We start from the raw sequence: 23382 nt of genomic DNA on the forward strand, positions 1-23382 counted from the left end.
AACAACTAAGTAGGGCGTTAACCCCAACACTTGATGCCCGGCACTTGGCGCCGGGCATCAAATTTTGAACAGTATTTAGCGCAGCACCACGGTGCGGTTGCCCCAGAGGAACACCCGTCCCTCACAGTGCCACTTCACCGCATTGGACAGCGCCTTGGCCTCGGTATCGCGCCCGGCGATCACCAAGTCCTCGGCGGTGTAGGTGTGGTCCACCTCTTGGACCTGCTGGGCGATAATCGGCCCCTCATCGAGCTCTGCGTTCACATAGTGCGCCGTAGCTCCCACGGTCTTCACCCCGCGGTCCCAGGCCTGGTGGTACGGCTTGGCTCCTTTAAAGGAAGGCAGGAAGGAGTGGTGGATATTAATGGTGCGTCCCGAAAGCTTGGTGGATAGCTTATCGGAGAAGATCTGCATATAGCGCGCGAGCACCACCAGTTCGGTGCCGGTCCTCTCGATGATCTCTTCCAGCTTCGCTTCGGCGGCAGGCTTGGTGTCCTTGGTGACCGGGATGTGGTGGAAGGGGACCTTGTGCCATTCCACCAGCGAACGGTGATCAGGGTGGTTAGAGACCACACCAACAATGTCGATAGGCAGCGAGCCGGTGTGCGCACGGTGCAACAGGTCGTTGAGGCAGTGCTCAAATTTAGAGACCATGATGAGCACTTTGGTGCGTTGTCCGCGCTCACGAAGCTGCCAATCCATCTGGCGCTCGGCGGCGATTGGCGCAAATTCTTCGCGCATCTTTTCCAGCAGGCCAGGGACGTCATCCCCGGAGAAGTCCACACGCATGAAGAGGCGTTGGGAGGACATATCGTCATACTGTTTCAGTTCAACGATGGTGCGTTCGTGTTCTACTAAAAAGCCGGTGACATCGTGTGCGATGCCCATGCCCTCGGGGCACTGCAACGTCAGTATGTGTCGGATCTGGTCGCCCATCAAGGTCCTTCCGTGGTTCGTCTTTGAAACCTAGTGCAGGCAACTATTGGGTCGGTCCAGTTTGGACCGACCCAACGGTTGCAGCCATTCTCCCAAGCGAACTTGGTAGGTGGTGATCGTTCTGTGGCTAGATTACCGGTTCCGAAGCAAACTCGTTCATTGCGTCGACCAACCAATGCACCACATGCTCGGTGAATGAGGCGCGTGGCATCAGGTACCAACCATTTTCGGTGGTGCGCCAGAGCAGGATGGGCACGTTAGCCAGCGTGGTGGTGATCGCCTGGTTGACCGCAAAACTGCGTGGATGCAGGTCTGCCGGGCAGCTCTTGCGAAGCACCAAGGATGCTGCCTGACCGGTGAGCTCGAGCACCGTACGGTTTGCCGACAGGTCGGTGACTTGGCCTTCATGCTCAGCCAAGGCAGCTTCCAAGGTGGGGCTCAGATCTTCACCGGCGGCGTTGAAGACCGAAAATTCGTCCGGCCCCAACCAGAGCACCGCGGTGCCTGACACGTCTCCGGACACTTGACCGACCTGTTGCGGCAAGCCCACACCGGTAGCCTGTGCCAGAGCTTGATGGCCGGCGCTCCCCGGAACCGCACGCAGCGAGATCTGGGTGGAGAAAGCAATCTCGCGTAATGCGACGGCGCGTTGCCCGGTGACGGTGGCCGCGGCCATGAGCTGATCGAGGTGCGCTGCCGGTGAGCGGCGTAGCTCGGTGGTTGATTCGATAACACTGTGCTTAGCCATCTCGGCGGCTGCCTTCCGGATCGTAGAGGACGGTTTCTGAAACCACCACGTCGACCAGCTGGCCGCCGTATGGGGTTTTGAGCACTTCGCCGATGCGATTGCGCCCATTCTTGATTAGCGCCAGGCCAAAGGTGCGGCCCAGTGCCGGGGAGTTGTAGGAGCTGGTGACCCAGCCTTCCATTGGGGTGATCCCGTTGTCGCTTAATGCGTCGGCAGTGACCAGTGCAGCACCTTCTGGCAATCGCAGGGACTTGTCTACCGGCAACACGGAGACCAGCTGCTTGCGGTCCTCGCGCTGATTATCTTGGCGGCTAAAGGAACGATTACCAATAAAGTCCTTGAGCTTGGAAACAACCCATTCCATGCCTGCATCCTGTGGGGTCACCGTGCCGTCGGTGTCCTGACCGACGATGATGAACCCCTTCTCGGCACGCAGCACGTGCATGGTTTCGGTGCCGTACGGGGTGATGGAAAATTCCTGGCCGGCGGCGTACACCGCTTCCCAGGTGCGCAATCCGTACCAGCTTGGCACCGCGATTTCGAAGGCCAGCTCACCGGAGAAGGAAATCCGACTGATCCGGGCCGGGGTGCCGTTCTCCAAGGTGGTGTCCACAAAGGCCATGAATTTGAAGGCCTCGTTGGAAACATCCAGGTGCGGTGCAAGCTTGGCGATCACCTTACGGGAGTTCGGACCAACCACCGCGACGGTGGCCAGCTGCTCGGTAACCGAGGTGAAGACGACATCCAGCTCAGGCCATTCGGTCTGCGCCCATTCTTCCATCCAGTCCAGCACATCTGCGGCGCCACCGGTGGTGGTGTGCAGCAAGAAGCGGTCCTCGGCCAGACGCAGGGTCACCCCGTCGTCGAAGATCATGCCGTCGGCCTTGCACATGACACCGTAGCGGCCCATGCCAACCTTCAGCTTAGAGTAGCCGTTGGTGTAGATGCGGTTGAGGAATTCTGCTGCGTCCTTGCCCCGGATCTCAATTTTGCCCAGTGTGCTGGCGTCGAGCATGCCCACCGATTCACGTACCGCGGCGCATTCACGGTACACCGCTTCATCCATGGTTTCACCCGCCTGTGGGTAGTACCAAGGGCGCTTCCACTGACCCACATCTTCAAATGCTGCGCCCTGATCAAGGTGCCAGGAGTGCATCGCGGTGATGCGAGCAGGGTCCAGCAATTGGCCGCGGTTACGCCCGGCAAGTGCCACGAAGGACACCGGGGTGTAGGGGGCGCGGAAGGTGGTGGTGCCGATTTCTGCAGGGTTTTCGATACCTAGTACCGCGGCGATCACGCCGATCGCTGCCACGCCGGAGGTTTTGCCCTGGTCATTAGCGGTAGAGATCGAGGTGTAACGCTTCACGTGTTCTACCGAGCGCATGCCGGCCCCGGTGGAGCGCAGCACCTCGGCGACGGTCTGGTCGCGTTGCAGGTCCACGAAGTGGAACTTGTAGTGCACCGCGTCTTCGCCGTGGCGTGAGGCGATCAGCCACACCGGGCGGGTTTCACCGAGTGGTTCCTCGATGGCCTCGGGGATACGCGCGACGGTGTCAAAACCTGCTTTGCTAGCTGCCGCTGCACCGGCGGCGGCACCGGTAGAAAGTGCGCCTGCGGTATCGAAGCGTCCGGTGAGCGAACCGGCTAGGTGCTGATTAGCCACCGCGGTATCCGGGAGGAAGGCGTGCACGGTGGTATCCCAGACGAGCTTGCCCTGACGCTGGGAGTGCAGGTGCACTACCGGGTTGAATCCGCCGGAAATCGCTAGGGTATCCGCTTCGAAGCGGGTAGCCCCACCGATGTTGTTCTGTGCATCCAGGCTCGCCACCCAGACGGCGCAAAGTTCGCCGTTACTCCCGGCGTCGGTGTCCACGATGACCGATCCGGTGAGCACTCGCACGCCGGCGCCAACCGCTTCCGCGGCGGCAACCGAGACGTTTTCACGGGCATCGATCACCGCAACCACCGAACCGCTGGAAGCCAGCTCGGTCACCAGTGGGTATACCGAGTCATTCGTGGTGGCCACCAAGATCTGCTGGCCAACCCGGACACCGTAACGGTTCAGGTAGGAACGCACCGAACCGGCAAGCATAATGCCTGGGCGGTCGTTGTTCTCAAAGACCATCGGGCGTTCGTGCGCGCCGGTGGCGAGCACGATTTGGCCTGCGCGAATATGCCAGACACGTTCGCGGGAGACGCCGTCGGCCGGCGCCGCGTCGAGGTGTGCGGTACGGCGCTGCACGGCGATCACGTAGTTCGCATCATAGCTACCCAGTACGGTGGTGTGCTGCAGGTGGGTGGTCTCTTCAGCCTCTGCTAATTCTGCGGTGGTCTGCGCAACCCATTCCCGAGCATCCATGCCGTCAATCTGCTCGTGTGCCGCATCAAGTAGCCGGCCGCCGGCTTCGGGACGCTCGTCGAGCAGCATCACTCGGGCTCCGCTACGTGATGCTTCGCGCGCTGCGGCTAGGCCGGCCGGGCCTGAGCCCACAACGAGCACATCGGTGTGCACATGTACGTGGTCGAAGTAGGCCTCGTCCTTGCGTGGATCCATGGTGCCCAAGCCAGACAGTGTGCGGGCGCTGAGCCCATTAACCGCGGAGACCACGGGAGCTGCCAGCATCGATTCGCCGACGTCCTTGGCGTGACGGGCGTTCACGTGGACCAGCGCGTTTGGCTCTTCCACCCCGGCTGCAAAGATGCCACGTGGGCGCTTGAGATAGAGCGAGTCCCCCACCCGGCGGATGCCGGAGGCGAGCATGGCACTAGCTAGGCTGTCACCACGGAGCGCTGCTAGTGGCTGTTCGTTGAGGGTGACGTCGAGTTTTTCCTCGAAGTTCACTCGGGCGCCGGCAGCCTGCGCGGCGTCCAAGCGGTATGAACCAGTGTTGCTCATCGGGTGCCTCCGTCGGTGCTCTGTAGTGCCGGGCGTTCTTCGCCGGCTCGGTAAATGGCTTTGAATTCATAGGTGACGGTGTCACGCAGGGCGTTGAACCACTTGCGGCAACCCATTGCGTGAACCCAACGTTCGGCGTTGATGCCCTTAGGATTCTTGCGGTAGAACAGGAACTGAGCCCATTCCTTGTCGCTCAGCGCATGTGGATCCGCCGGATAAGCGACGTGCGCCTGTCCTCCGAATTTAAATTCTGTTTCATTGCGTGGCCCGCAGTTCGGGCAGTCAATCAGCATCATGAGTTCGTTCCCCTATTCTTAGTGGGCCACGGCTGCTGCGCCGTGTTCGTCGATGAGGTGGCCGGTTTCGAAGCGTTCCAGCGCGAACGGTGCGTTCAGCTTGTGCGGCTCGTCGTTGGCGATGGTGTGGGCGAAGGTCCAGCCTGCGCCCGGGGTGCCCTTGAATCCGCCGGTCCCCCATCCGCAGTTGACGTAGAGGTTCTCTACCGGGGTCTTGGAAATAATCGGCGAAGCATCCATGGTGGTGTCCACGATGCCGCCCCAGGTGCGCAGCACGTGGGCTCGGGCGAAGATCGGGAAGAGCTCCACGGCCGCTGCCATCTGCTCTTCGATGACGTGGAAGGCGCCGCGCTGGCCGTAGCCGTTGTAGGAGTCGATGCCTGCACCCATCACCAGTTCTCCCTTATGTGCTTGGGAAACGTAGACGTGGATGTGGTTGGACATGACCACCGTGGGGTGGACCGGTTCAAAGAGCTCCGAGACCAGTGCCTGCAGCGGGTGGGACTGGATCGGAAGATCCACCCCGGCCATTTCTGCCACGACCGAGGAGTGGCCTGCACTGGCCAGGGCGACCTTGCCGGCCAGGATGGTGCCACGGTTGGTTTTTACCCCGGTGACCTTGTTGCCGTCCTTGATAATTCCAGTGACTTCGCAGTTCTGGATGAGGTCTACGCCCATCTCGTTGCATTTGCGGGCGAAGGCCCAGGCGACGTGGTCGTGTTTGGCGATACCGGCACGTGGTTGCCAGGTGGCGCCCATGACCGGGTAGCGGATGTCATCGCTGGTGTTGATGATCGGGCAGGCTTCCTTGACCTGGTCCGGGGTCAGCCATTCGGCGTCGACACCGTTGAGCTGGTTTGCTTCAACGCGGCGCACCGATTCGCGGACGTCGCCGAGGGTGTGGGCCAGGTTCAATACTCCGCGCTGGGAGAAGAGGAAATCGTACTCCAGCTCTTCGGGCAGCTGCTCCCAGAGCTTCAAGGAGTGCTCGTATATACCAGCAGATTCGTCCCACAGGTAGTTCGAACGAATGATGGTGGTGTTGCGGGCCATGTTGCCGCCGGCCAGCCAGCCTTTTTCCAGCACCGCAATGTTGGTCATGCCGTGGTTCTTGGCCAGGTAGTACGCGGTGGCCAGTCCATGTCCGCCGCCGCCGACAATCACAGCGTCATAGGATTTTTTCGGGTCCGGATTGTTCCAGAGGAATTCTGGGTGCTCGGGAAGCAAGTCAGCCATGATTATTCTCCGATCTTCTTTAGATTTGGGTACAGTGGGTGAGCCTCGGCGAGCTTTAGCACTCGTTCCTTGAGCTCTGGCAAAACAGCAGTGATGCCATCAGCGCCAGCAATCAACGTCTGCGCAATAATCTCCGCAACCTCAACAAACGCAGCCTCAGAAAAACCACGAGTCGCCAACGCCGGAGTACCAATACGCAAACCAGAGGTCACCATCGGCGGACGAGGATCAAACGGCACCGAATTACGGTTCACCGTGATTTCCACCTGCGCCAAGAGATCTTCGCCCTGCTGACCATCCAACTCACTATTACGCAAGTCCACGAGCACCAAATGAACATCGGTGCCACCGGTCAACACGCTAATACCCTTGGCAACCACGTCCTCCTGAGTCAGACGCTCAGCCAAAATGCGTGCACCAGCCAAGGTACGCTCCTGGCGCTCCCTGAACTCCGGCGAAGCAGCAATCTTGAACGCCACCGCCTTGCCAGCAATCACATGCTCCAACGGACCACCCTGCTGACCAGGGAACACCGCCGAATTCAGCTTCTTCGCAATCTCCGCATCATTCGACAGAATAATGCCACCACGAGGACCAGCAAGAGTCTTATGCGTCGTGGACGTCACCACATGCGCGTGCGGAACCGGCGAAGGGTGCAAACCGGCTGCCACAAGGCCAGCAAAATGAGCCATATCAACAAACAAGTACGCGCCAACCTTGTCAGCAATCTCGCGGAACCGCGCAAAATCCAACTGGCGCGGGTACGCCGACCAGCCAGCAACAATCATCTTCGGCTGGTTTTCAATGGCAAGGCGCTCCACCTCATCCATATCCACCTCGTAGGTCTGCTCATCGACACCATAAGGAACGATGTTGAACAAACGACCCGAGAAGTTGATCTTCATCCCGTGGGTCAAGTGGCCACCGTGGTTCAGATTCAAACCCATCACGGTATCGCCCGGACGCACCAACGCGTGGTACACCGACGCATTAGCCTGCGCACCCGAATGCGGCTGCACATTAGCGAACTTCGCACCGAACAGTGACTTCACACGTTCGATAGCCAACGTCTCAACAACGTCAACTTCCTCGCACCCACCGTAGTAGCGCTTCCCCGGGTAGCCCTCAGCGTACTTATTGGTCAGCACCGAACCCTGAGCCTGCATCACTGCCTGCGCCGTATGGTTCTCCGAAGCGATCATTTCCAAACCACGCTGCTGACGAGCCAACTCGGCATCGATACGCTGCGCAATCTCAGGGTCCAAGGTTCCCAGGTCCTCGGTCAGCGATGTCGCTGCAAGGGAGGTAGCTAAAGTCATTACCCATTCCTAAATGTATGAATTGCCGACAACTGATATATCAATCTGCCTCTCACTGTATGATGGAAGTCACAGCCCGGTCAATGACTTAGTCGAAATTACTTCGGCAGGTAACATTCAGACAGAACAAGACAAAGGCAACGGACACGCAATGACCACGACAGCACAGCTCGTCAGCAGTAGTGAATCCCTGGCTGAACGCGCCTACCTCGTCCTTCGGGATCGGCTGATCATGATGGACATCGCCCCTGGCGACCCCATCAACGAGGGGCAGCTAGTTGAAGAACTAGGCATCGGACGCACGCCGCTTCGCGAGGCGCTCAAGCGCCTGGAAGTAGATCACCTGGTGCAGTCCTACCCGCGGCGCGGCACCTTTGCGACCCGGGTGGACATCACCGAATTGGCCGCCATCACCGAAGTCCGCAAGGCGCTGGAGCCACTAGCTGCGCAGAAGGCCGCGAATCTTCGCGGCGGAACCGCTCGCACCCAAATGCAAGCAACAGCCCAAACCGTTGGATCACTGGGTTCGCACACCGCGCGCCGAGAACTTATGGAAAACGATCTGGAAGTGCACCGGCTCATCTACCGCGCGGCCGGCAACCACCATCTGGAAGAGACGCTGATCCGCCTGGATAATCTCGCTACGCGGATTTGGTGCATGGCACTTGATCGTTTGCCGACAGTAGAAGAGCACATTTCAGAACACGCCAGCTTGCTTCAGGTAATTCTGGACGGGGATGCACCTGCCGCGAAAGAGCTAGCGCTGGAGCACATCGTTCATTTTGAAGAGTCGGTGCGCGCGGTCCTCTAGAGAGCGAATTTCCGACTCCCCAAGAGACCCACCTCTTTTCAGGTGGGTCTCTTGCTATTTGCGACCCCCCGCCTCGGCGCACGCTGGGAGAAGCACTTATTCCCGCTGCGCAGCCATGCCATTTCAGCGGGCCTGAGTCTTTCTTGGGCAAAAGCTTGACTGTGATCGGCGCCACTGCCATGATTCATTGCAACAGTGTTGCAGGTAATGCAACCATCACTCCGGAACAAGACCACACACGCCTCGCTGGCACTACCTGTGCTCCACGGGCCAAGGAGATCTCCATGCATTCAGTATTCATCGACGAAATTGATGCCCAAACTTACGCCGAGCACGTGTCCCGAGCCGGATCGACGATTATCATCCCTGCGGGAGCCACCGAGCAGCACGGCCCCCACATGCCGCTGGGCGTCGACGCGATGCTTTCGCGGTCCATTGCGGGCGCCGTTGCCGAAAAGACCGGGGCTCTGGTCGCTCCGGCGCTGTGCTACGGATATAAATCCCAGCCGCGTTCCGGTGGCGGCAACCATCGCATCGGCACCACCAGCCTAGGCGGCAATTCGCTGAGCCAAATGGTTGATGATGTGGTCGCCTCGTTCATCGCCCAGGGCTTCGAGAATGTTGTCATCCTCAACGGCCACTTCGAAAACTACCAATTCATCTACGAGGGCCTGGACAATGCGGTGGCTCGAAGCAGGGCCGCCGGTTCCTCAGCTCGCGCAGTCTTGCTTTCCTATTGGGACTTCGTGGATGAAGACACCCTTTCCAAGGTCTTCCCCGACGGGTTCCTCGGTTGGGATATAGAGCACGGCGGAATTCTGGAAACGTCGCTCATGCTGCTGCTGCACCCAACGCTGGTCAATATGGATCGTGTCATCGACCATCCGCCAGCACAATTGACCACCTACGACGTCTTCCCCGAAGATCCCTCGCGCACCCCGCCCAGTGGCTGCCTCTCCTCTGCTAAAGGTGCCACCGCCGAACGCGGTGAATTGCTTTTCACGACGGTGACAACACAGGTTGCCGATGCGCTCAAGAGCGAACTGCTGCTTGGCAATATCACCTTGGAGGTGAACTAACATGTCATTGGACAAAGCAACTGCCCCAGGCGCCGATAGCCTCAAACCCCAAGAAGAGCCGGTAGAACTTCCACGTTTCATGGGACGGCATATTCCGCCGATAGACCGTTTGCTGATCCGGGTCATTCCACCGGTACTGATCGTTGCCGTCATGATCTGGGTTCTCGGTAATCCGGAGGCGGCTTCCGCCGCAATCTCGGAGATGCGCACTTTTGTGACCGGTAAATTTACCTGGCTCTTTATCCTCTACTCGGTATTTACGGTGGGCGTATGCATCTGGCTATCCATGAGCCGTGTAGGCAAGATCCGCCTTGGCGGGCCCAAAGCAAAACCGCAGCACAGCAAATTCGCCTGGTATTCCATGCTCTTCGCCTGCGGACAGGGCATTGGACTGATCTTCTGGTCAGTTGCCGAGCCAATCATGCTGCGCGATGAAAATCCCGTGATCCCGGCCGGAGCCAACGGTGGCGGAGAAGAAGGTGCCATCGTCTGGACCTACTTCCACTGGGGCCTGACCGCCTGGGCGATGTACTGTGCGGTGGCCGTATGCTTGGCCTACTCACACCACAACCTGGGCAAAACCCTGACTTTCCGCGAGGCCACCGTCGACATCCTTCCGCGCTGGTCCCGCCGCGGCGCCGGTGTCGTGGTCGAGCTGCTGGCGATTATCGCCACGGTACTTGGCTTGGCAACATCCTTCGGCTTTGCGGCCATGCAATTCTCTTCGGGACTCTCTTCCTTTACCGGGCTGAGCGCTAGCCCCATGATGTGGTTCATGGTGATCTTGATCTTCGCCGGCATCACCTCAATCTCCGCCATCGTTGGAATCAATAAAGGCATGGCAAGAATTAGTGGGCTGAACTCAATTTTGAGTATTGTCTTGCTCGCCGCCGTGTTGATCTTCGGACCGTCGCTGTACATTATCTCGAATATGTCGCAGACCTTTGGAAGCTTCTTCACGAACTTTGCAAGTATGAGTTTGTGGACCGATTCAGGCCTGGCAGCGACCACCCTAGATAGCTGGCAAGATAGCTGGAATGGCTGGTGGACGGTATTTATCTGGTGCTGGGTCATCGCGTTCTCACCATTCGTTGCCGGCTTCATCGCCCGAATTTCGCGCGGCCGCACCATCCGCGAATTCGTCTTGGGCGTCACGATCATCCCTTCTTTGATCGTCATGGTTTGGGTAGCCATCATTGGCTCAGCGGCCATCTACTACGATGACCAGTCCAACCGCTCAATTAGTGATTCGGTCGCCGCGGATACTTCCTCAGGATTATTCGCCATGCTCGATTCGGTGCCGGTGATCGGCACCATCTTGTTAGTGATTGCCACAATCCTGGTTGCCACCTATTACGTCACCTCGCTGGACTCTGGAATTTATGCACTGAGCGAGTTCGTCTCCGCACCAGGTAAATCAGGTCCTGTCTTCCGCGTAGTCCTGGTACTTTCCGTAGCGACGGTGACCACCGTGTTGCTGACTATGGGAGGAACTGCCGTAGTCGATACCGTGCAAACCGGAACGATCATCGGTGCGTTCCCATTCTCCTTCGTGATCATTTTGATGATCATCAACTTGATTCGCCGGCTGCTTAAACGCGACAAGGCGATCAGGCAACTAGAGAAGGACATTAACAATCCAGATCCATCCCTGGTCTTTGTCCCGGATCCCGATGGTGAGGGGGCAATCCGCAAGACGGATCAGCATCCCGAGGCACAGTCCTAGCACTTCGACACCCCAGTAGATGAAGGCCGTGGCGCTTGAAAAACCGAGCTCCACGGCCTTTGTCGACTTAGTCCGCTTCCAACTCGCAAATTTATGTCGCTAATTCAACCTCACCGCTTGACAGTGAGCTAAGACACACATAATCTATTTGCAACGGCGTTGCATTCAGCGCAACACGTATATTCTTCTCCGGCGATTCCCATGAATCCTCGCAATCCTTCTGATTGGGCCGGCTTCCCTTGACACTTCATTTACTCCAAGGAGCCAACACCATGACCGCCTCAAACATCGCCACGAATGTTTCCGAACTGGCACGCCTGAAGACCCTGCACAACGGCGTGAAGCAGCAGCTCACTTTCTCGGACGCAGAGTTCGAACGCCGCTTGACCGGCCTGCGTCAGATCATGGCAGCAAAGTCCCTAGACGCTGTCATCCTGACCAGCTACCACGGCATCAAGTACTACTCGGATTTCCTGTACACCACCTTTGGCCGTAACTACGCACTGGTAGTCACCCAGTCCAACTCCACCACCGTCACCGCGAACATCGATGCTGGCATGCCATGGCGCACCAGCTACGGCGAGAACATCGTGTACACCGACTGGAAGCGCGACAACTTCTTCTACGGTCTGCAGGAAGCACTGAAGCGCGACGGAGTGAAGGCCTCGCGCATCGGTGTGGAAGATGACTTCCTGCCAGGGCTTACCCGCCAGCAGATCCAGGCAACCTTTGACGGCGCCACCTTGGTGGATGTCTCGCAGGACGCCATGCGCCAGCGCATGATCAAGTCGGCCGAGGAAATCGAGGTCATCAAGCACGGTGCGCGCATCGGTGACCTCGGCGGCGAGGCCATCAAGGCTGCGATCCGCGAGGGCATCAGCGAATACGAGGTCGCGTTGATCGGCACCGAGGCTATGGTGCACGAGATTGCGAAGACCTTCCCGCACCGCGAAGTGCGCGATACCTGGGTCTGGTTCCAGTCCGGCATCAACACCGACGGCGCCCACAACTGGGCCACCACCCGCAAGCTTGAGCGCGGGGACATCCTCTCGCTGAACTGCTTCCCGATGACTTCGGGCTACTACACCGCGCTGGAGCGCACCTTGTTCCTTGGAGAACCAGATGCCCGCAGCTTGGAACTGTGGAACGTCAACGTCGAGGTCCACAAGCGTGGTTTGGAACTGATCAAGCCAGGTGCAGTCTGCAAGGACATCGCCGCAGAGCTGAACGAAATCTTCATCGGCCACAACCTGCTGCCTAACCGCACCTTCGGCTACGGACACTCCTTCGGCGTGCTCTCGCACTACTACGGACGCGAAGCCGGTCTTGAACTGCGCGAGGACATCGACACCGTGCTGGAGCCGGGCATGGTCGTCTCGATGGAACCAATGATCACCGTCGCCGACGGCGAGCCAGGTGCCGGCGGTTACCGCGAGCACGACATCCTGGTCATCGGCGAAGACGGTGGAGTCGAGAACATCACCAAGTTCGGCTTCGGACCGGAAAACAACATCATCGACGCCTAACCGCGTGAGGTAGCCATGGGGTGGGTCTTATATCACTTGACCCACCCCATGGGCATTCTTTCTATAGTCTTGCAGCAAGCACGGGCGCTGCTCCAAAGTCCTAACGCCAGATGTTTGGACACTCCGTATTTCTTCCGCGGCAACGTAGCCAAGAGCCCGAGCCGCTTCCCTGACCGAGGCGATTTCTGATGACCCAGCACAATGAAGTGACATCATCGACAACACCGGCCGCGCTGAATGACAGTGCGCCAGCAGCAGACACCATAGATCCCCAAATCCGACGCAAGGTCGTTGCGGCCAGCTTCATCGGAAACTTTGTGGAATGGTTCGACTACGCAGCCTACGGTTATCTGGCCGTCACCATCGCTGCAGTGTTCTTCCCCGAGTCGGCCCCTCAAACAGCTTTGCTGCTGACTTTTGGTCTGTTCGCTATTTCCTTCTTGGTCCGCCCACTGGGCGGATTCGTCTGGGGCCACATCGGCGACCGTATTGGACGACGCGAAGCACTTAGCTGGTCAATCCTGCTGATGTCCGGCGCGACCTTCGCCATTGCCCTGCTGCCTGGATATCTGACCATAGGTATTGCCGCTCCCCTGCTGCTGCTTGCGCTGCGGTTGGTCCAAGGATTCTCGGCATCTGGCGAATACGCCGGAGCTTCCGCTTTCCTCGTCGAATATGCTCCAGCCAATCGCCGCGGACTCTACGCCGCGGTTGTACCCGCGAGCACGGCGGCAGGGTTGCTTCTAGGCTCACTCATGGCAGCTTTGCTTACCGGACTTTTGGATCCGGAACAGATGCAAAGTTGGGGTTGGCGTATCCCGTTCTTGCTGGCCGCACCGATGGGTCTGATTGGCCGCTACATACGAACCAAGCTAGAAGATTCGCCGGTATTCCTAGAACTTGCTGAGGATGAGAGCGCGTCAAAGACTCCAGTTTCTTCGCTTTTCCGTAACCACTGGAAACAGCTTCTCCTAGCAGCTGGCGCCGTTCTTCTTAATGCGGTGGGGTTCTACGTCATTCTCAGCTACATGCCCACCTATCTTTCCCAAGAGCTTGGCCTGGCTAGCTCTTTGGCGTATCTCGCCACGACGGTAGCGTTGGCAACATATATTGGATTCATCTTTATCACCGGGATGTTATCTGACCGTTTTGGTAGGCGTCGTGTACTCATGACTGCATCTGTTCTTTTCATCCTGTTTACGGTTCCGGCATTTATGTTGCTCGAAACGGGAAACTTCGCGATGATCCTGCTCGTGCAAGTTCTCCTGGGAGCGATGTTGACGCTCAATGACGGGACTCTGCCAAGCTTCCTTGCAGAGATGTTCCCCACCCGTGTCCGGTACTCGGGATTTGCGGTCTCTTTCAATCTATCCAATGCACTGTTTGGCGGTACCGCTCCGTTTGTCGCAACGTTGCTCATCGCTTCTTCCGGCAGCGTGCTCGCGCCGGGCTGGTACTTGATGGGCGCAGCTATCGTGTCACTCGTTGCCGTTGCGCTCTCCGTCGAAACCAGTAAGAAGCCGCTGACCTAGAAATTCTTGCGACTAGGATAAACAGGAACGCCACCGGTCAGTAAAGAGGGAAATAATGACTGCATCACAAGACACCGAAGACGACATGCCACGCGGGGAACAAGAGCGAACCGCCGATAATCGCGGCGCTTCGGTCATCGTTAATGTCATCGATGTGTTGCGGTGCTTCACCGTCGAGCGACAACTAGTAGGTGTCACCGAAATCGCGGCCGAAGTGGGACTGCACAAATCCAGCGTGTCTCGGATTCTTGCCACCTTGGTGCAAGAACGGGTGGTGGAGCGTGATGAGCCGACACGTAAGTTCCGACTTGGGCTCGGCTTGATCGCTATTGCCGGACCGCTTCTAGCCAATCTGAATGTGCGTCAAGCCGCTTACCCACCGCTGAAACATTTGGCCGAGAAAACCCAGGAGACCGCGGTACTCAACATTTGGGACGGCAATGAATCCGTCTCGGTAGAACAGATCCCTTCTCCTCGACCGGTCAAACACACCTCTGCGATGGGAAGTCGGTACGACACCGGGTTAAGCGCCACAGTCCAATTATTCTTAGCCTACGAATCCCCCGAGCGTACGCGCGAGCTAATCGCGTCGGGAAATATTCAACTGCCCGAGCAACTCGGCGCTGAGCAATTCCTCGAACGCATCAGTGTGGCCCGTACTCAGGGCTACGCGGTGAACTACGGCGAAACTTCTACCGAAGAGGTCGGCGTCGCGGCTCCGGTCTTTGATCATCGCGGAGACTTGGTGGCCTGCGTGCTTATCGCCGCTCCGTTCTATCGAATCACTCCTAAGATTCTTGAGGAACTCATCGACTCGTGTGTAAAAACCGCACAGAAAATTTCCTTGCGTATGGGCTACGCACATCAGCCTGCCTAGCGCCTGCCAAACCGGGAGAACAGCAATGCTTGAGAAACGTGATGCCCACGGCTTCACCTACCGCTTACACGAGGGTAGCCAAATGGTGATGCACCATCATTTTGCTGGCCAGACCGGGATGCCAGTTGCAATTCAAACGTGGGTCATCCCGCCCGGTGGTTTTGAAGGTTCGCACCAACACGGCGAAGACGCACAGTTGGTCGAGTTTTATCAGGTTCTGGAAGGTACCGGACGCATGCACGTTGGCACACAGACCTACGAGGTAGGTCCTGGAGATTCGGTGCTCGCTGGCCCCCAAGACGTACATGAACTGATAAATACCGGCAGCACCGAGCTTCGGGTACTGGTGGTGTGGGGCCCGCCGGGCGAAACAGACTTATCGCCCTACGGGTCCCACCAGATTTCACAGCGACTGCGTGCTGAACTACCCGAATAATTACTGGGCAGGAATTCGCCTGTGCAATTCCTTCACGATGGCCTCATGCAGGCTCTTGAGCTCATCGTTACTTAGCGTTGAGGGGTCTAATAGGTCCCCTGATTGCTTACCTTCTTGTTCGGATCCCGAGTTCTGGCCGGCGTCGGAGGAACACCGAAGCTTCTCACCTGCGGCGCTCAATAAGCATGAAGATCCGTCGGCGTTCAGCTGGACACGATAATTTACGTTCTGCTTCTGACCGATACTCGCATGCCACACCCCTTCGCCACCCGGAACGATCTCCATCACTGTCATCCCGGTGGCCCAGTCGCTGAGCGAGGAATAGTCCGCCTTGATCTTGTCTGCGGTCGCCGCATTTGATTGCCGAGGAGTTTTCAGCGTATGCAGTGTGACGTTCGCGTTGCTTCCGGCACTGACCTGCGAGCTGTCCAAGACTGCCACCTGATCGATGGTGCGAGAGGAGGCACGTGAGGTAAAGGGCGAGAAGAAACCGTAGTGCTGTTCACCGTAGCTCAGACTGAAGTTTGAATGGCTGTCCAAATTTGTGTCATCTTCATCCTTAGGCTCATCGGTAATGCCGGTGGACTTCAAGATTCTGGTGGTCCACCAATTTCCGTTGAGTGTCTCCAATGACTTGTTCACGCGCCGCGATTGAGAAATTGAGATGGCGGGACCAGGCAGCTGTCCGGTAGCAACATCCTTTTTGTATTCCAAGGCATCGGTTTTTCCGTCGTAGATCACCACTCCTGCAGGAACATCATAAGGAGCTAGCCAATTGCTGAGCTTGGTGACCGGAACGACGATTTGAGGACTCCCATTATCGCAATATGCCCAGACATCGTCTTTTTTGGCGATGAGCCCACTGTCGATTGAAGCTATCGCCCGCGTCAGGCTATTGCCGAAGATTCCGTCCATCCGTTTATTGGCTTCGGGACTAAAATCGCAACGCTCGCCCTTAGCCTGCCCGGTGAGCGCGAGTTTCTGCACGATGGCCGTCTCATATCCGGGGCGGAAAATCCCACGACGCTCGACAAGTGTCGAGTAGCTATTATCCCCAGCCAAGTAGGTGGTTGCGCTAATGTCGCCCACGGTGCCGGAGCTATTGGACGAAGCTTGGCGTTCAGCGACTAGATAAGGTGCACGCAGTCCGGTCTGCGGAAGCAGCTCTTCTTCGGGCGAAACTTCTTTCACCGAATCGCGCAAGGCAACTTGCGAAGACCAATGCGAGGCGAACGCCACCGGAATGGCCAGCAAGGCAATGACTACTCCGAGCTTCAAAAGCCATTTTTTCGTTCCAAGGCCAATCAAGATAAGCAGAATGCCGACGACGGCTAACGCTAGTTTCAGTCCACCGCCGAAGATGATCCCGGTGAACAACCTCGCCCTGGTCAGCGGGTCCAATAGTGGAAGGGCCAAGATGGCTAGGACAAAAATGCCGAAGATCAGCGACAGTGCGCGTTTCACTGAAAATATTCCTTACGACTGGACAAAAGAAGTGTCTCAGCAATAATTCCACAAGTCACCCTGCAATCAGTAATGCACCAACTCTTTTATAAAAATAGTTCAGCCCGCAACTAAAGGTTGCGGGCGGCTGCAGTTAGAGCTCGGCTAAGTCCACCGACTGATCGGTGAGCCGCTCTTGATCAATGCTCTTACCAAGCACCCCACGCAGGGTGTCGTTCACATCCCAAATGTTCACGTTCATCGCCGCGGTGACTTTGCCTTCGCTCAACCAGAAAACAATGAACTCCCCCGTCTCGGTATCGCCGCGAACCACGCTGATATCCTCGGGTGCTGAATAGCCCACGTATTCCATACCCAGATCAAATTGATCGGTAAAGAAATACGGCGCCCAATCATAATTTTGGTCTTGGCCGAGTAGGGTTGCGGCGGCAAGTTTGCCCTGCCGGATCGCGTTATCCCAGTGTTCTACCCGAAGCTGGCGACGCAGGGAGGTATTGAAGGCTTCGGCGATATCCCCAATGGCTAAGATCTTTGGATCAGAACTGCGCAATGAAGCATCAACGATTACCCCACGCTCCGTTTTAAGTCCTGCTTCGTGGGCTAGCTCGATATTAGGTACTGCTCCAATGGCTAGCAACACCACATCGGCGCGACTAGTTCCGGCGCTACTGACCACTTCCAGATGACCATCGGTTTCTTGGATCGAATCAACTCGAGTAGAAGTGCGCACATCTACCCCATTACGTTGATGCAATTCGAGCAGGTGATGTCCGAACCGGTCGCCAAAAACCTTGGCTAGCGGAACCTCGTCCGGGGAATATACGGTGACTCGTGCACCACGCGAACGTGCGCTGGCGGCTACTTCCATACCAATCCATCCCGAACCGATTACCGCCAGTTGGGTATCTTCGCTCAAGGTTTCGCGTAGTGCCCGAGCTTGTTCCACGGTACGCAACAGGTGGACACCTGGCAGATCATGGCCTTCGAAAGGCTGCTTTCCACCAAGATTCGGGCGGGCTCCGGTGGCCAAAACCAGTTGGTCATAGTCCACGGTGCTTCCATCGCTCAGGCTTACCTGCTGGTTTTCGCGGTCTATTTTTTCGGCACGTACCCCGAGGTGTAATTGCACGTTGTGCTCTTGGTACCACGACGCCGGATTGACCGTAAAGTCCTCAAGCTTGTCGTTGCCTTGCAAGTACCCCTTAGATAGCGGAGGTCTTTCATAAGGAAGTTCTTGTTCCTGGCCGATCAGCGAAATCGTTCCCGTATGCCCTTGCTCGCGCAGTTCATTCACGGTCGTAGCGGCGGCAAGGCCCCCACCAACGATGACTATTGAATCCTGTCCCATTGAACACCCCTTAGCTTCTGTCAGTGGTCAATAGCTCGCCCCTGACAGTGATTAGTGCTGTCACCTCGATCCTCACACCCCGATACCCCTGTTGGCAAGATCAGTCCATCTCAGGTGCCCCAAATGACAAAACCGGCGAACCGCGCGCTCAATGCGCGCAGCTCGCCGGTTGGGCAGGGCCTACCCCTTCGGGGTGTTACTGCTCGTCACCTCGTTTACGGAACGTCTTGGCGCCGTTTTCATCGCGGCGGCCAAAAACTCCCTTGGTACGCGAAACCCGGTAGTCGATGCGGTCATCAACGTAGCGGCGAAGTTCTGGCTGATCCTCCAAGGTGCCCCAGAGCTCGTCGGAGATGTGTTCGGTAACCCGATCCAACCTGACCTTCTGCTCACTGAGCTCTAGCGCGCGGTTTTCGTAGCGCAGCCCCTTAATCGTGGCCACCGCCATCAAAATCAAGATGATACTGAATGGCAATGCCGTGGCCAGAGAGCCAGCCTGAAGTGTCTGGAGACCACCGGCGATCAACAAGGCCGCGGCCAGAACGCCTTCAAGCGCCGCCCACAAAATTCGTGACCAAGTTGGCGGGTTCGGGTGTCCGCCGGAGGCGAGCATATCCACCACCAGCGACCCGGAGTCTGAAGAAGTAATGAAGAAGATCGCGACCAAGATGATTGCCATGACGGACAAGATTGTTCCGAACGGCAGATCCCCCAAAATCTGGAACAAGGATCCTTCGGCGGAGACTGCGCCGTCCTGAACCATGTCGCCGGCTCCAAAGAACTGGCGGAACAGACCTGATCCGCCCATTACGGAGAACCAAAGGAACCCCACAATGGTCGGTACCAGCAGCACTCCGGTGACGAACTGACGCACGGTGCGTCCGCGTGAAATACGGGCGATGAAGATACCGACGAACGGGGCCCAGGCGATCCACCAACCCCAGTAGAAGACCGTCCAGCTGGAGAACCAGGTTTGCGATTCTTCGCCCTGCTGGAATGCTCCTACGTCGAAGGTCATGCTCATTAAGTTAGCTAGGTACACGCCGAAGGACTGGACGAAGTTCTGGAACAAGAACAAAGTTGGGCCCAGCAACAGCACACTAATCATCAGCAAGCCCGCCATGGATAGATTGATATTCGACAGCCACTTGATGCCTGCGCCAAGACCACTGACCACGCTCATGGTGGCCAGGAATGTGATGACCACGATCAATATGACAAGCAGCGTATTATCTACCGAATCCACCAACCCTATGGCTTTCATACCCGAGCTGATCTGTTGCACGCCCAAACCCAGCGAGGTGGCCACACCGAAGACGGTGCCAAAAATGGCCAGTACGTCGATCACGTCGCCGAGCCAGCCCTTGACCCGATCGCCGAGCAACGGTTCCAGTGCCCAACGGATGGAGACCGGACGGCCACGACGGTGGATTGCATAGGCTAAGGCGAGCCCGATGACCGCGTAGATGGCCCAAGGATGCAGTCCCCAGTGAATAAAGGTCTGAGCCATGGCCAGTCCCGCGAGTTCTGATTCGGTGCCTCCCCAACCTGGTTTGGGGTCCACGGTTGCGTACATCAGCGGTTCCCCTACACCGTAAAACACCAGACCAATGCCCATGCCGGCGGCGAAGAGCATCGCGAACCAGCTGAACAGACCGTATTCGGGCTTCTCACCATCGTTGCCTAAGGTAATCCGTCCTAGTTTGGAGAATCCGATTGCGATCACAAGCGCCACGAAGCCTCCGACGATCAACATGTAGTACCAGCCCAGATTCGTCACAATCCAGTTCTGGACCGCATTGAAGACTGTATCGGCCACGTTAGGAAAGATTATGGCGAAGGCCGCCACGGCGACAATTACGATCAGTGCTGGCCAGAAAACTGCCGGGGCGATCCCACCCTTGCCCAGGCGCACACCTTGTCGGCGGAGCTTAGCCGTAATTTCTGCGTCGGTATCATCCTCCGCAATATGCATGTGCACCGGGATCGGCGCAGTGTGTGGTGAGTCCTCCAGTGGCTCGTCCATGCCCTGCACATCATTCGTTTCGGGAGGTTCAACCTCGTCTATATTCTTTGTCATCCTCATCATTCCCTCGCTACGACTGCTGCACTTATTTCAATACCCTTGCCTGCATCCGATGCAGAAACAAGGGGCTTCTTGGTACTTAGGTCCCATCGACGGCACCGGATTCGCTGAACCGGCAGATACTTTACTTACCGACACACAGGCTCGTATGCATTACATCAGATCTCCATCCTACTGATCCCAAGTGAAAGATGACTTGGCGCTTTGTTAATATTCGGAATCTAGGGCGGCCATCTTCTCGCCTTCCACGGTACGCAATTTCAGCGCCGCCCACACACCTTTCGACGAATTTGGACATCAGAATATTGAGCATAAATTTATTCAACTGCTCGAGGTGATCCGCGATATATGGTCCAGCAAGCGGACGCGATTCTCCGGCCCGTGGCAGCTACACGTTGCTGCGAAGGAAGACCGAAAATTTCCAAACTAAAACATGGTGGCAGAGACCTAATGGCCGGTACAGTGCTAAGTACCCACAGCTTCGGCAATGGTTTTTGCGGTAGTTCCTCGGAGCTGGAAGATGACCCGATCTCGAAGGAGTCGACCATGTTCACCCCAGAGGTTCCTTTTCTCCGTTCTGGTGCCACTGCTATCCCCGGCCGTTACGTGCTGGTCTTTGATTCGCCCGAGCACCTCGATTCACCGCCTATGGGAATCCGTACGTTGACCGAAGATGTGCCACAGATCCTCGAATCCCAAGGTTATGGTGTCACCGAATACTTCCCACGTCTTGGTATCGCCGTGGTGAGCAGCGAAAATGATCAGCTTGACGAATTTCAGGCCCGTTGCGCCAGTGAGCGGATGCCAGCGCGGGTGGTTCCGGAGATGATTTACTACGCGTTGACTGACCAGCCGGTAGCACCGTTGCCAACGACTTATGAAGACACCGACAAGTTCACCTGGGGCTTGCAGGCAGTACGCGCAGCCGATTCCAAATACACCGGCGCCGGTATCAAGGTTGCCGTGTTGGACACCGGCTTCGATTTGGCTCACCCAGATTTTGTCGAACGCACGGTGGTCTCTAAGTCTTTTGTTGATGGCGAGGATGCTCAGGACGGGCATGGCCACGGTACCCACTGCATCGGTACCTCTTGTGGCCCGCGCACCGTGGCAGATGGCCGCGGTTATGGTGTGGCCTCGGGTGCAGAAATCTACGCTGGCAAGGTGCTCGGGTCCAATGGGTCCGGTTCCGACGCGACTATTCTGGCAGGAATCGATTGGGCTCTGGAAAACGAATGCCAAGTCATCTCAATGTCTCTTGGCGCCGATGTGCAGCAAGTTCACCCTCCCTATGTGACCGCCGGGCGCCGAGCTTTGGAACTTGGTTCACTGATTATCGCGGCGGCAGGTAATAACGCCCAGCGTTCCCAAGGCAATCCGGGATTCGTCGGGGCCCCGGCAAACAGCCCATATATTATGGCCGTCGGCGCCTTGGACAACACCTTAAACATCGCCGATTTTTCTGCCCGTACCCTGCCCGGTCGTGGTGGCCAGGTCGATACTTCCGGTCCTGGCGTGAACATTTACTCTTCGTGGCCGGGAGCCGAACGCTACAACACCATCAGTGGCACTTCGATGGCTACTCCACATGTGGCAGGCATTGCCGCGTTGCTCGCAGAAGCTACCGGCTTCCGCGCCCGCGAGCTCTGGGCCGAGCTGGTTCAGGAAGGCCGTCGCTTGGAGTTATTCTCCGTGGACGTGGGCTCCGGGCTCACCCAAGCACCTCCACCAGCCACGGACGCAGGAGCCTAACCATGAATCAGGCCTCACCGGATTCGGTATCGCATACCTATATCGTGACGGTCACCGCGACCTACACCGCCCAGATGGAGCAGGTAGTCAGCTCGCTTGAATCCTCAGGACTGCGGGTAAATAAAGTGCTCAATACTTTGGGCCAGGTGATCGGGCACGGCAATGAACAGTTGCGCGGCCAGCTCGAACAAATTGAAGGAGTGCAGTCGGTAGATGAGGATAAAGTTTATCGTCTGCCTTCCCCCAAAGACCCACTACAGTAGGCATTGACCTCAGCATTTCCAGCATGACGCGCACCGGTGGTGCGCGTCGCTGAGTTGCGCTTCAGGGCAAGTCAAGGCCACCTTGCATCTGCATGAAAGTCCTAGACGTGGACGCGGATCGGTGCTGAACTAAGAGCTATGAGACAGTACAACATTGGCTATTTTGTCGGTTCGCTAGCCACGAAATCCATCAACCGTACGTTGTCCAAGGCCCTGATCAAATTGGCCCCGGAAAACCTGAGCTTCACCGAGATCCCGATTAAGGATCTACCGCTGTACAGCTACGACTACGACGAAGATTTCCCTGCCGTAGGTAAGGAACTCAAAAGCGCCATCGAAGCTTCAGACGGGCTGCTCTTCATTTCCCCAGAATACAATCGCTCCATTCCAGGCGCATTGAAAAATGCTATCGATTGGGCGTCACGTCCATGGGGTACAAATTCGTTCGCCGGTAAACCCAGCGGACTTGTCGGAGCCTCCATGGGAGCCATTGGCACCGCCGTCATGCAGTCCTCAATGCGTAGCGTGCTCAGTTTCTTGGATTCACCTCAGCTGAACTCCCCCGAGGTCTATCTAGCCTTTAATCAAGAGGACTTTGATGTTGAAGGCAATGTACTGAATAAATCCACCTCGGATTTTTTGAAGCACTATATGGGTGAGTATGCCGGGTTCGTAGCCCGCGTGCTTGATGCAAATGCCGAAGGACATATCGGGGATCTCAGTCCACAGCACGGATAAGTAGGTTCACCGCGAACCCATTGGTCAGTCTGCATCGGTAGTACGAGCAACGTGGATCCTTCTCTACCTGCTAGTCAAACCGTGCAGAGTCCAGCTTATCCAACGAACTCTTTTGAAAGATAGCGATCAGTGTTAGATCTGCTGAGCTTCAATCACGAGCTACTGGTGAAACGAGAAAATCCCAACATCACTCGCAAAAGTGATGCCGGGATTTTAATCTGTGGAGGTAAGGGGATTCGAACCCCTGACCTTCTGCATGCCATGCAGACGCGCTACCAACTGCGCCATACCCCCAGATGAAGGTTTGATTCCC

Annotated in this window: 19 protein-coding genes and 1 tRNA gene; 10 read left to right on the forward strand and 10 right to left on the reverse strand. The window is 57.1% G+C overall.

The features are described from left to right. Positions 1–75: 75 nt before the first annotated feature. The 6 genes from purU to glyA form a co-directional block, all read right to left on the reverse strand. Positions 76–936: a formyltetrahydrofolate deformylase gene (gene purU / locus IEX04_RS00965; protein ID WP_096255792.1), complete on the reverse strand. Its 861-nt coding sequence runs from the start codon at positions 934–936 to the stop codon at positions 76–78. 127 nt (positions 937–1063) lie between these two features. Then, complete coding sequence (gene soxG / locus IEX04_RS00970) at positions 1064–1684, reverse strand: sarcosine oxidase subunit gamma family protein (RefSeq protein ID WP_096255793.1); 621 nt, start codon at positions 1682–1684, stop codon at positions 1064–1066. Further along, positions 1677–4580 (reverse strand): sarcosine oxidase subunit alpha family protein, encoded by a 2904-nt coding sequence (locus IEX04_RS00975; RefSeq protein ID WP_188683031.1) that lies wholly within the window; start codon positions 4578–4580, stop codon positions 1677–1679. Before IEX04_RS00975 ends, soxG begins: the two co-directional genes overlap by 8 nt. Further along, positions 4577–4876: a sarcosine oxidase subunit delta gene (locus IEX04_RS00980; protein ID WP_105678320.1), complete on the reverse strand. Its 300-nt coding sequence runs from the start codon at positions 4874–4876 to the stop codon at positions 4577–4579. Before IEX04_RS00980 ends, IEX04_RS00975 begins: the two co-directional genes overlap by 4 nt. 18 nt (positions 4877–4894) lie before the next feature. Next, positions 4895–6112 carry a sarcosine oxidase subunit beta family protein gene (locus IEX04_RS00985; protein WP_096255798.1) on the reverse strand — a complete coding sequence of 406 codons (1218 nt, stop codon included), beginning with the start codon at positions 6110–6112 and terminating at the stop codon, positions 4895–4897. 2 nt (positions 6113–6114) lie between these two features. Further along, positions 6115–7431: a serine hydroxymethyltransferase gene (glyA, locus tag IEX04_RS00990; RefSeq protein WP_188683033.1), complete on the reverse strand. Its 1317-nt coding sequence runs from the start codon at positions 7429–7431 to the stop codon at positions 6115–6117. Positions 7432–7582: 151 nt separating this feature from the next. Between glyA and IEX04_RS00995 the strand changes: the two genes are divergently transcribed. From IEX04_RS00995 to IEX04_RS01025, 7 genes are all read left to right on the forward strand, one after another. Further along, positions 7583–8242 (forward strand): GntR family transcriptional regulator, encoded by a 660-nt coding sequence (locus IEX04_RS00995; RefSeq protein WP_188683035.1) that lies wholly within the window; start codon positions 7583–7585, stop codon positions 8240–8242. 284 nt (positions 8243–8526) lie between these two features. Continuing rightward, positions 8527–9321 (forward strand): creatininase, encoded by a 795-nt coding sequence (locus IEX04_RS01000; protein WP_188683037.1) that lies wholly within the window; start codon positions 8527–8529, stop codon positions 9319–9321. A gap of 1 nt (position 9322) precedes the next feature. Then, complete coding sequence (locus IEX04_RS01005; RefSeq protein ID WP_188683039.1) at positions 9323–11047, forward strand: BCCT family transporter; 1725 nt, start codon at positions 9323–9325, stop codon at positions 11045–11047. A gap of 272 nt (positions 11048–11319) precedes the next feature. Next, on the forward strand, positions 11320–12573 hold the full coding sequence (locus IEX04_RS01010) for an aminopeptidase P family protein (RefSeq protein WP_096255803.1): 1254 nt from the start codon (positions 11320–11322) through the stop codon (positions 12571–12573). Positions 12574–12761: 188 nt separating this feature from the next. Next, a complete protein-coding gene (locus IEX04_RS01015) occupies positions 12762–14105 on the forward strand; it encodes an MFS transporter (protein WP_188683041.1) in 1344 nt (447 codons plus the stop codon). Positions 14106–14160: 55 nt separating this feature from the next. Continuing rightward, positions 14161–14982, forward strand: coding sequence for an IclR family transcriptional regulator (locus IEX04_RS01020; protein WP_229676930.1), 822 nt, complete (start codon positions 14161–14163; stop codon positions 14980–14982). Positions 14983–15007: 25 nt separating this feature from the next. Then, positions 15008–15418: a cupin domain-containing protein gene (locus IEX04_RS01025; protein WP_096255806.1), complete on the forward strand. Its 411-nt coding sequence runs from the start codon at positions 15008–15010 to the stop codon at positions 15416–15418. Here the strand turns inward: IEX04_RS01025 and IEX04_RS01030 are convergent, their stop codons facing one another. From IEX04_RS01030 to IEX04_RS01040, 3 genes are all read right to left on the reverse strand, one after another. Next, positions 15419–16882, reverse strand: coding sequence for a hypothetical protein (locus IEX04_RS01030; RefSeq protein ID WP_229676931.1), 1464 nt, complete (start codon positions 16880–16882; stop codon positions 15419–15421). 133 nt (positions 16883–17015) lie between these two features. Then, positions 17016–18230, reverse strand: coding sequence for an NAD(P)/FAD-dependent oxidoreductase (locus tag IEX04_RS01035; protein WP_188683043.1), 1215 nt, complete (start codon positions 18228–18230; stop codon positions 17016–17018). A 196-nt stretch (positions 18231–18426) separates the two neighbouring features. Next, positions 18427–20310, reverse strand: coding sequence for a BCCT family transporter (locus IEX04_RS01040; RefSeq protein ID WP_188683045.1), 1884 nt, complete (start codon positions 20308–20310; stop codon positions 18427–18429). Positions 20311–20862: 552 nt separating this feature from the next. On the opposite strand from IEX04_RS01040, the gene IEX04_RS01045 reads away from it, so the two are divergent. The 3 genes from IEX04_RS01045 (at position 20863) to IEX04_RS01055 (ending at position 23069) form a co-directional block, all read left to right on the forward strand. Continuing rightward, positions 20863–22068, forward strand: a complete 1206-nt coding sequence (locus tag IEX04_RS01045) for a S8 family serine peptidase (protein ID WP_188684035.1) — start codon at positions 20863–20865, stop codon at positions 22066–22068. Positions 22069–22070: 2 nt separating this feature from the next. After that, positions 22071–22331 (forward strand): hypothetical protein, encoded by a 261-nt coding sequence (locus tag IEX04_RS01050; RefSeq protein ID WP_096255811.1) that lies wholly within the window; start codon positions 22071–22073, stop codon positions 22329–22331. Positions 22332–22469: 138 nt separating this feature from the next. Continuing rightward, positions 22470–23069, forward strand: coding sequence for an NADPH-dependent FMN reductase (locus tag IEX04_RS01055; RefSeq protein ID WP_188683047.1), 600 nt, complete (start codon positions 22470–22472; stop codon positions 23067–23069). Between the two features lie 221 nt (positions 23070–23290). Here IEX04_RS01055 and IEX04_RS01060 read toward each other — a convergent pair. Next, a tRNA-Ala gene (locus IEX04_RS01060) sits at positions 23291–23363 on the reverse strand. Positions 23364–23382: the final 19 nt, after the last annotated feature.

This window comes from Glutamicibacter ardleyensis (genome assembly GCF_014644555.1).
Classification (GTDB): domain Bacteria; phylum Actinomycetota; class Actinomycetes; order Actinomycetales; family Micrococcaceae; genus Glutamicibacter; species Glutamicibacter bergerei.

What these genes read in the sequence shown, in the direction of transcription:
- IEX04_RS01035 (WP_188683043.1), bottom strand. Translation starts at nt 18,230, where the DNA reads ATGGGACAGGATTCAATAGTCATCGTTGGTGGGGGCCTTGCCGCCGCT.
- soxG (WP_096255793.1), bottom strand. Translation starts at nt 1,684, where the DNA reads ATGGCTAAGCACAGTGTTATCGAATCAACCACCGAGCTACGCCGCTCA.
- purU (WP_096255792.1), bottom strand. Translation starts at nt 936, where the DNA reads ATGGGCGACCAGATCCGACACATACTGACGTTGCAGTGCCCCGAGGGC.
- IEX04_RS00995 (WP_188683035.1), top strand. Translation starts at nt 7,583, where the DNA reads ATGACCACGACAGCACAGCTCGTCAGCAGTAGTGAATCCCTGGCTGAA.
- IEX04_RS01045 (WP_188684035.1), top strand. Translation starts at nt 20,863, where the DNA reads ATGTTCACCCCAGAGGTTCCTTTTCTCCGTTCTGGTGCCACTGCTATC.
- IEX04_RS01015 (WP_188683041.1), top strand. Translation starts at nt 12,762, where the DNA reads ATGACCCAGCACAATGAAGTGACATCATCGACAACACCGGCCGCGCTG.
- IEX04_RS01020 (WP_229676930.1), top strand. Translation starts at nt 14,161, where the DNA reads ATGACTGCATCACAAGACACCGAAGACGACATGCCACGCGGGGAACAA.
- IEX04_RS01025 (WP_096255806.1), top strand. Translation starts at nt 15,008, where the DNA reads ATGCTTGAGAAACGTGATGCCCACGGCTTCACCTACCGCTTACACGAG.
- IEX04_RS01040 (WP_188683045.1), bottom strand. Translation starts at nt 20,310, where the DNA reads ATGACAAAGAATATAGACGAGGTTGAACCTCCCGAAACGAATGATGTG.
- IEX04_RS01050 (WP_096255811.1), top strand. Translation starts at nt 22,071, where the DNA reads ATGAATCAGGCCTCACCGGATTCGGTATCGCATACCTATATCGTGACG.
- IEX04_RS00980 (WP_105678320.1), bottom strand. Translation starts at nt 4,876, where the DNA reads ATGATGCTGATTGACTGCCCGAACTGCGGGCCACGCAATGAAACAGAA.
- IEX04_RS00985 (WP_096255798.1), bottom strand. Translation starts at nt 6,112, where the DNA reads ATGGCTGACTTGCTTCCCGAGCACCCAGAATTCCTCTGGAACAATCCG.
- IEX04_RS01005 (WP_188683039.1), top strand. Translation starts at nt 9,323, where the DNA reads ATGTCATTGGACAAAGCAACTGCCCCAGGCGCCGATAGCCTCAAACCC.
- IEX04_RS01055 (WP_188683047.1), top strand. Translation starts at nt 22,470, where the DNA reads ATGAGACAGTACAACATTGGCTATTTTGTCGGTTCGCTAGCCACGAAA.
- IEX04_RS01000 (WP_188683037.1), top strand. Translation starts at nt 8,527, where the DNA reads ATGCATTCAGTATTCATCGACGAAATTGATGCCCAAACTTACGCCGAG.
- IEX04_RS00975 (WP_188683031.1), bottom strand. Translation starts at nt 4,580, where the DNA reads ATGAGCAACACTGGTTCATACCGCTTGGACGCCGCGCAGGCTGCCGGC.
- IEX04_RS01010 (WP_096255803.1), top strand. Translation starts at nt 11,320, where the DNA reads ATGACCGCCTCAAACATCGCCACGAATGTTTCCGAACTGGCACGCCTG.
- glyA (WP_188683033.1), bottom strand. Translation starts at nt 7,431, where the DNA reads ATGACTTTAGCTACCTCCCTTGCAGCGACATCGCTGACCGAGGACCTG.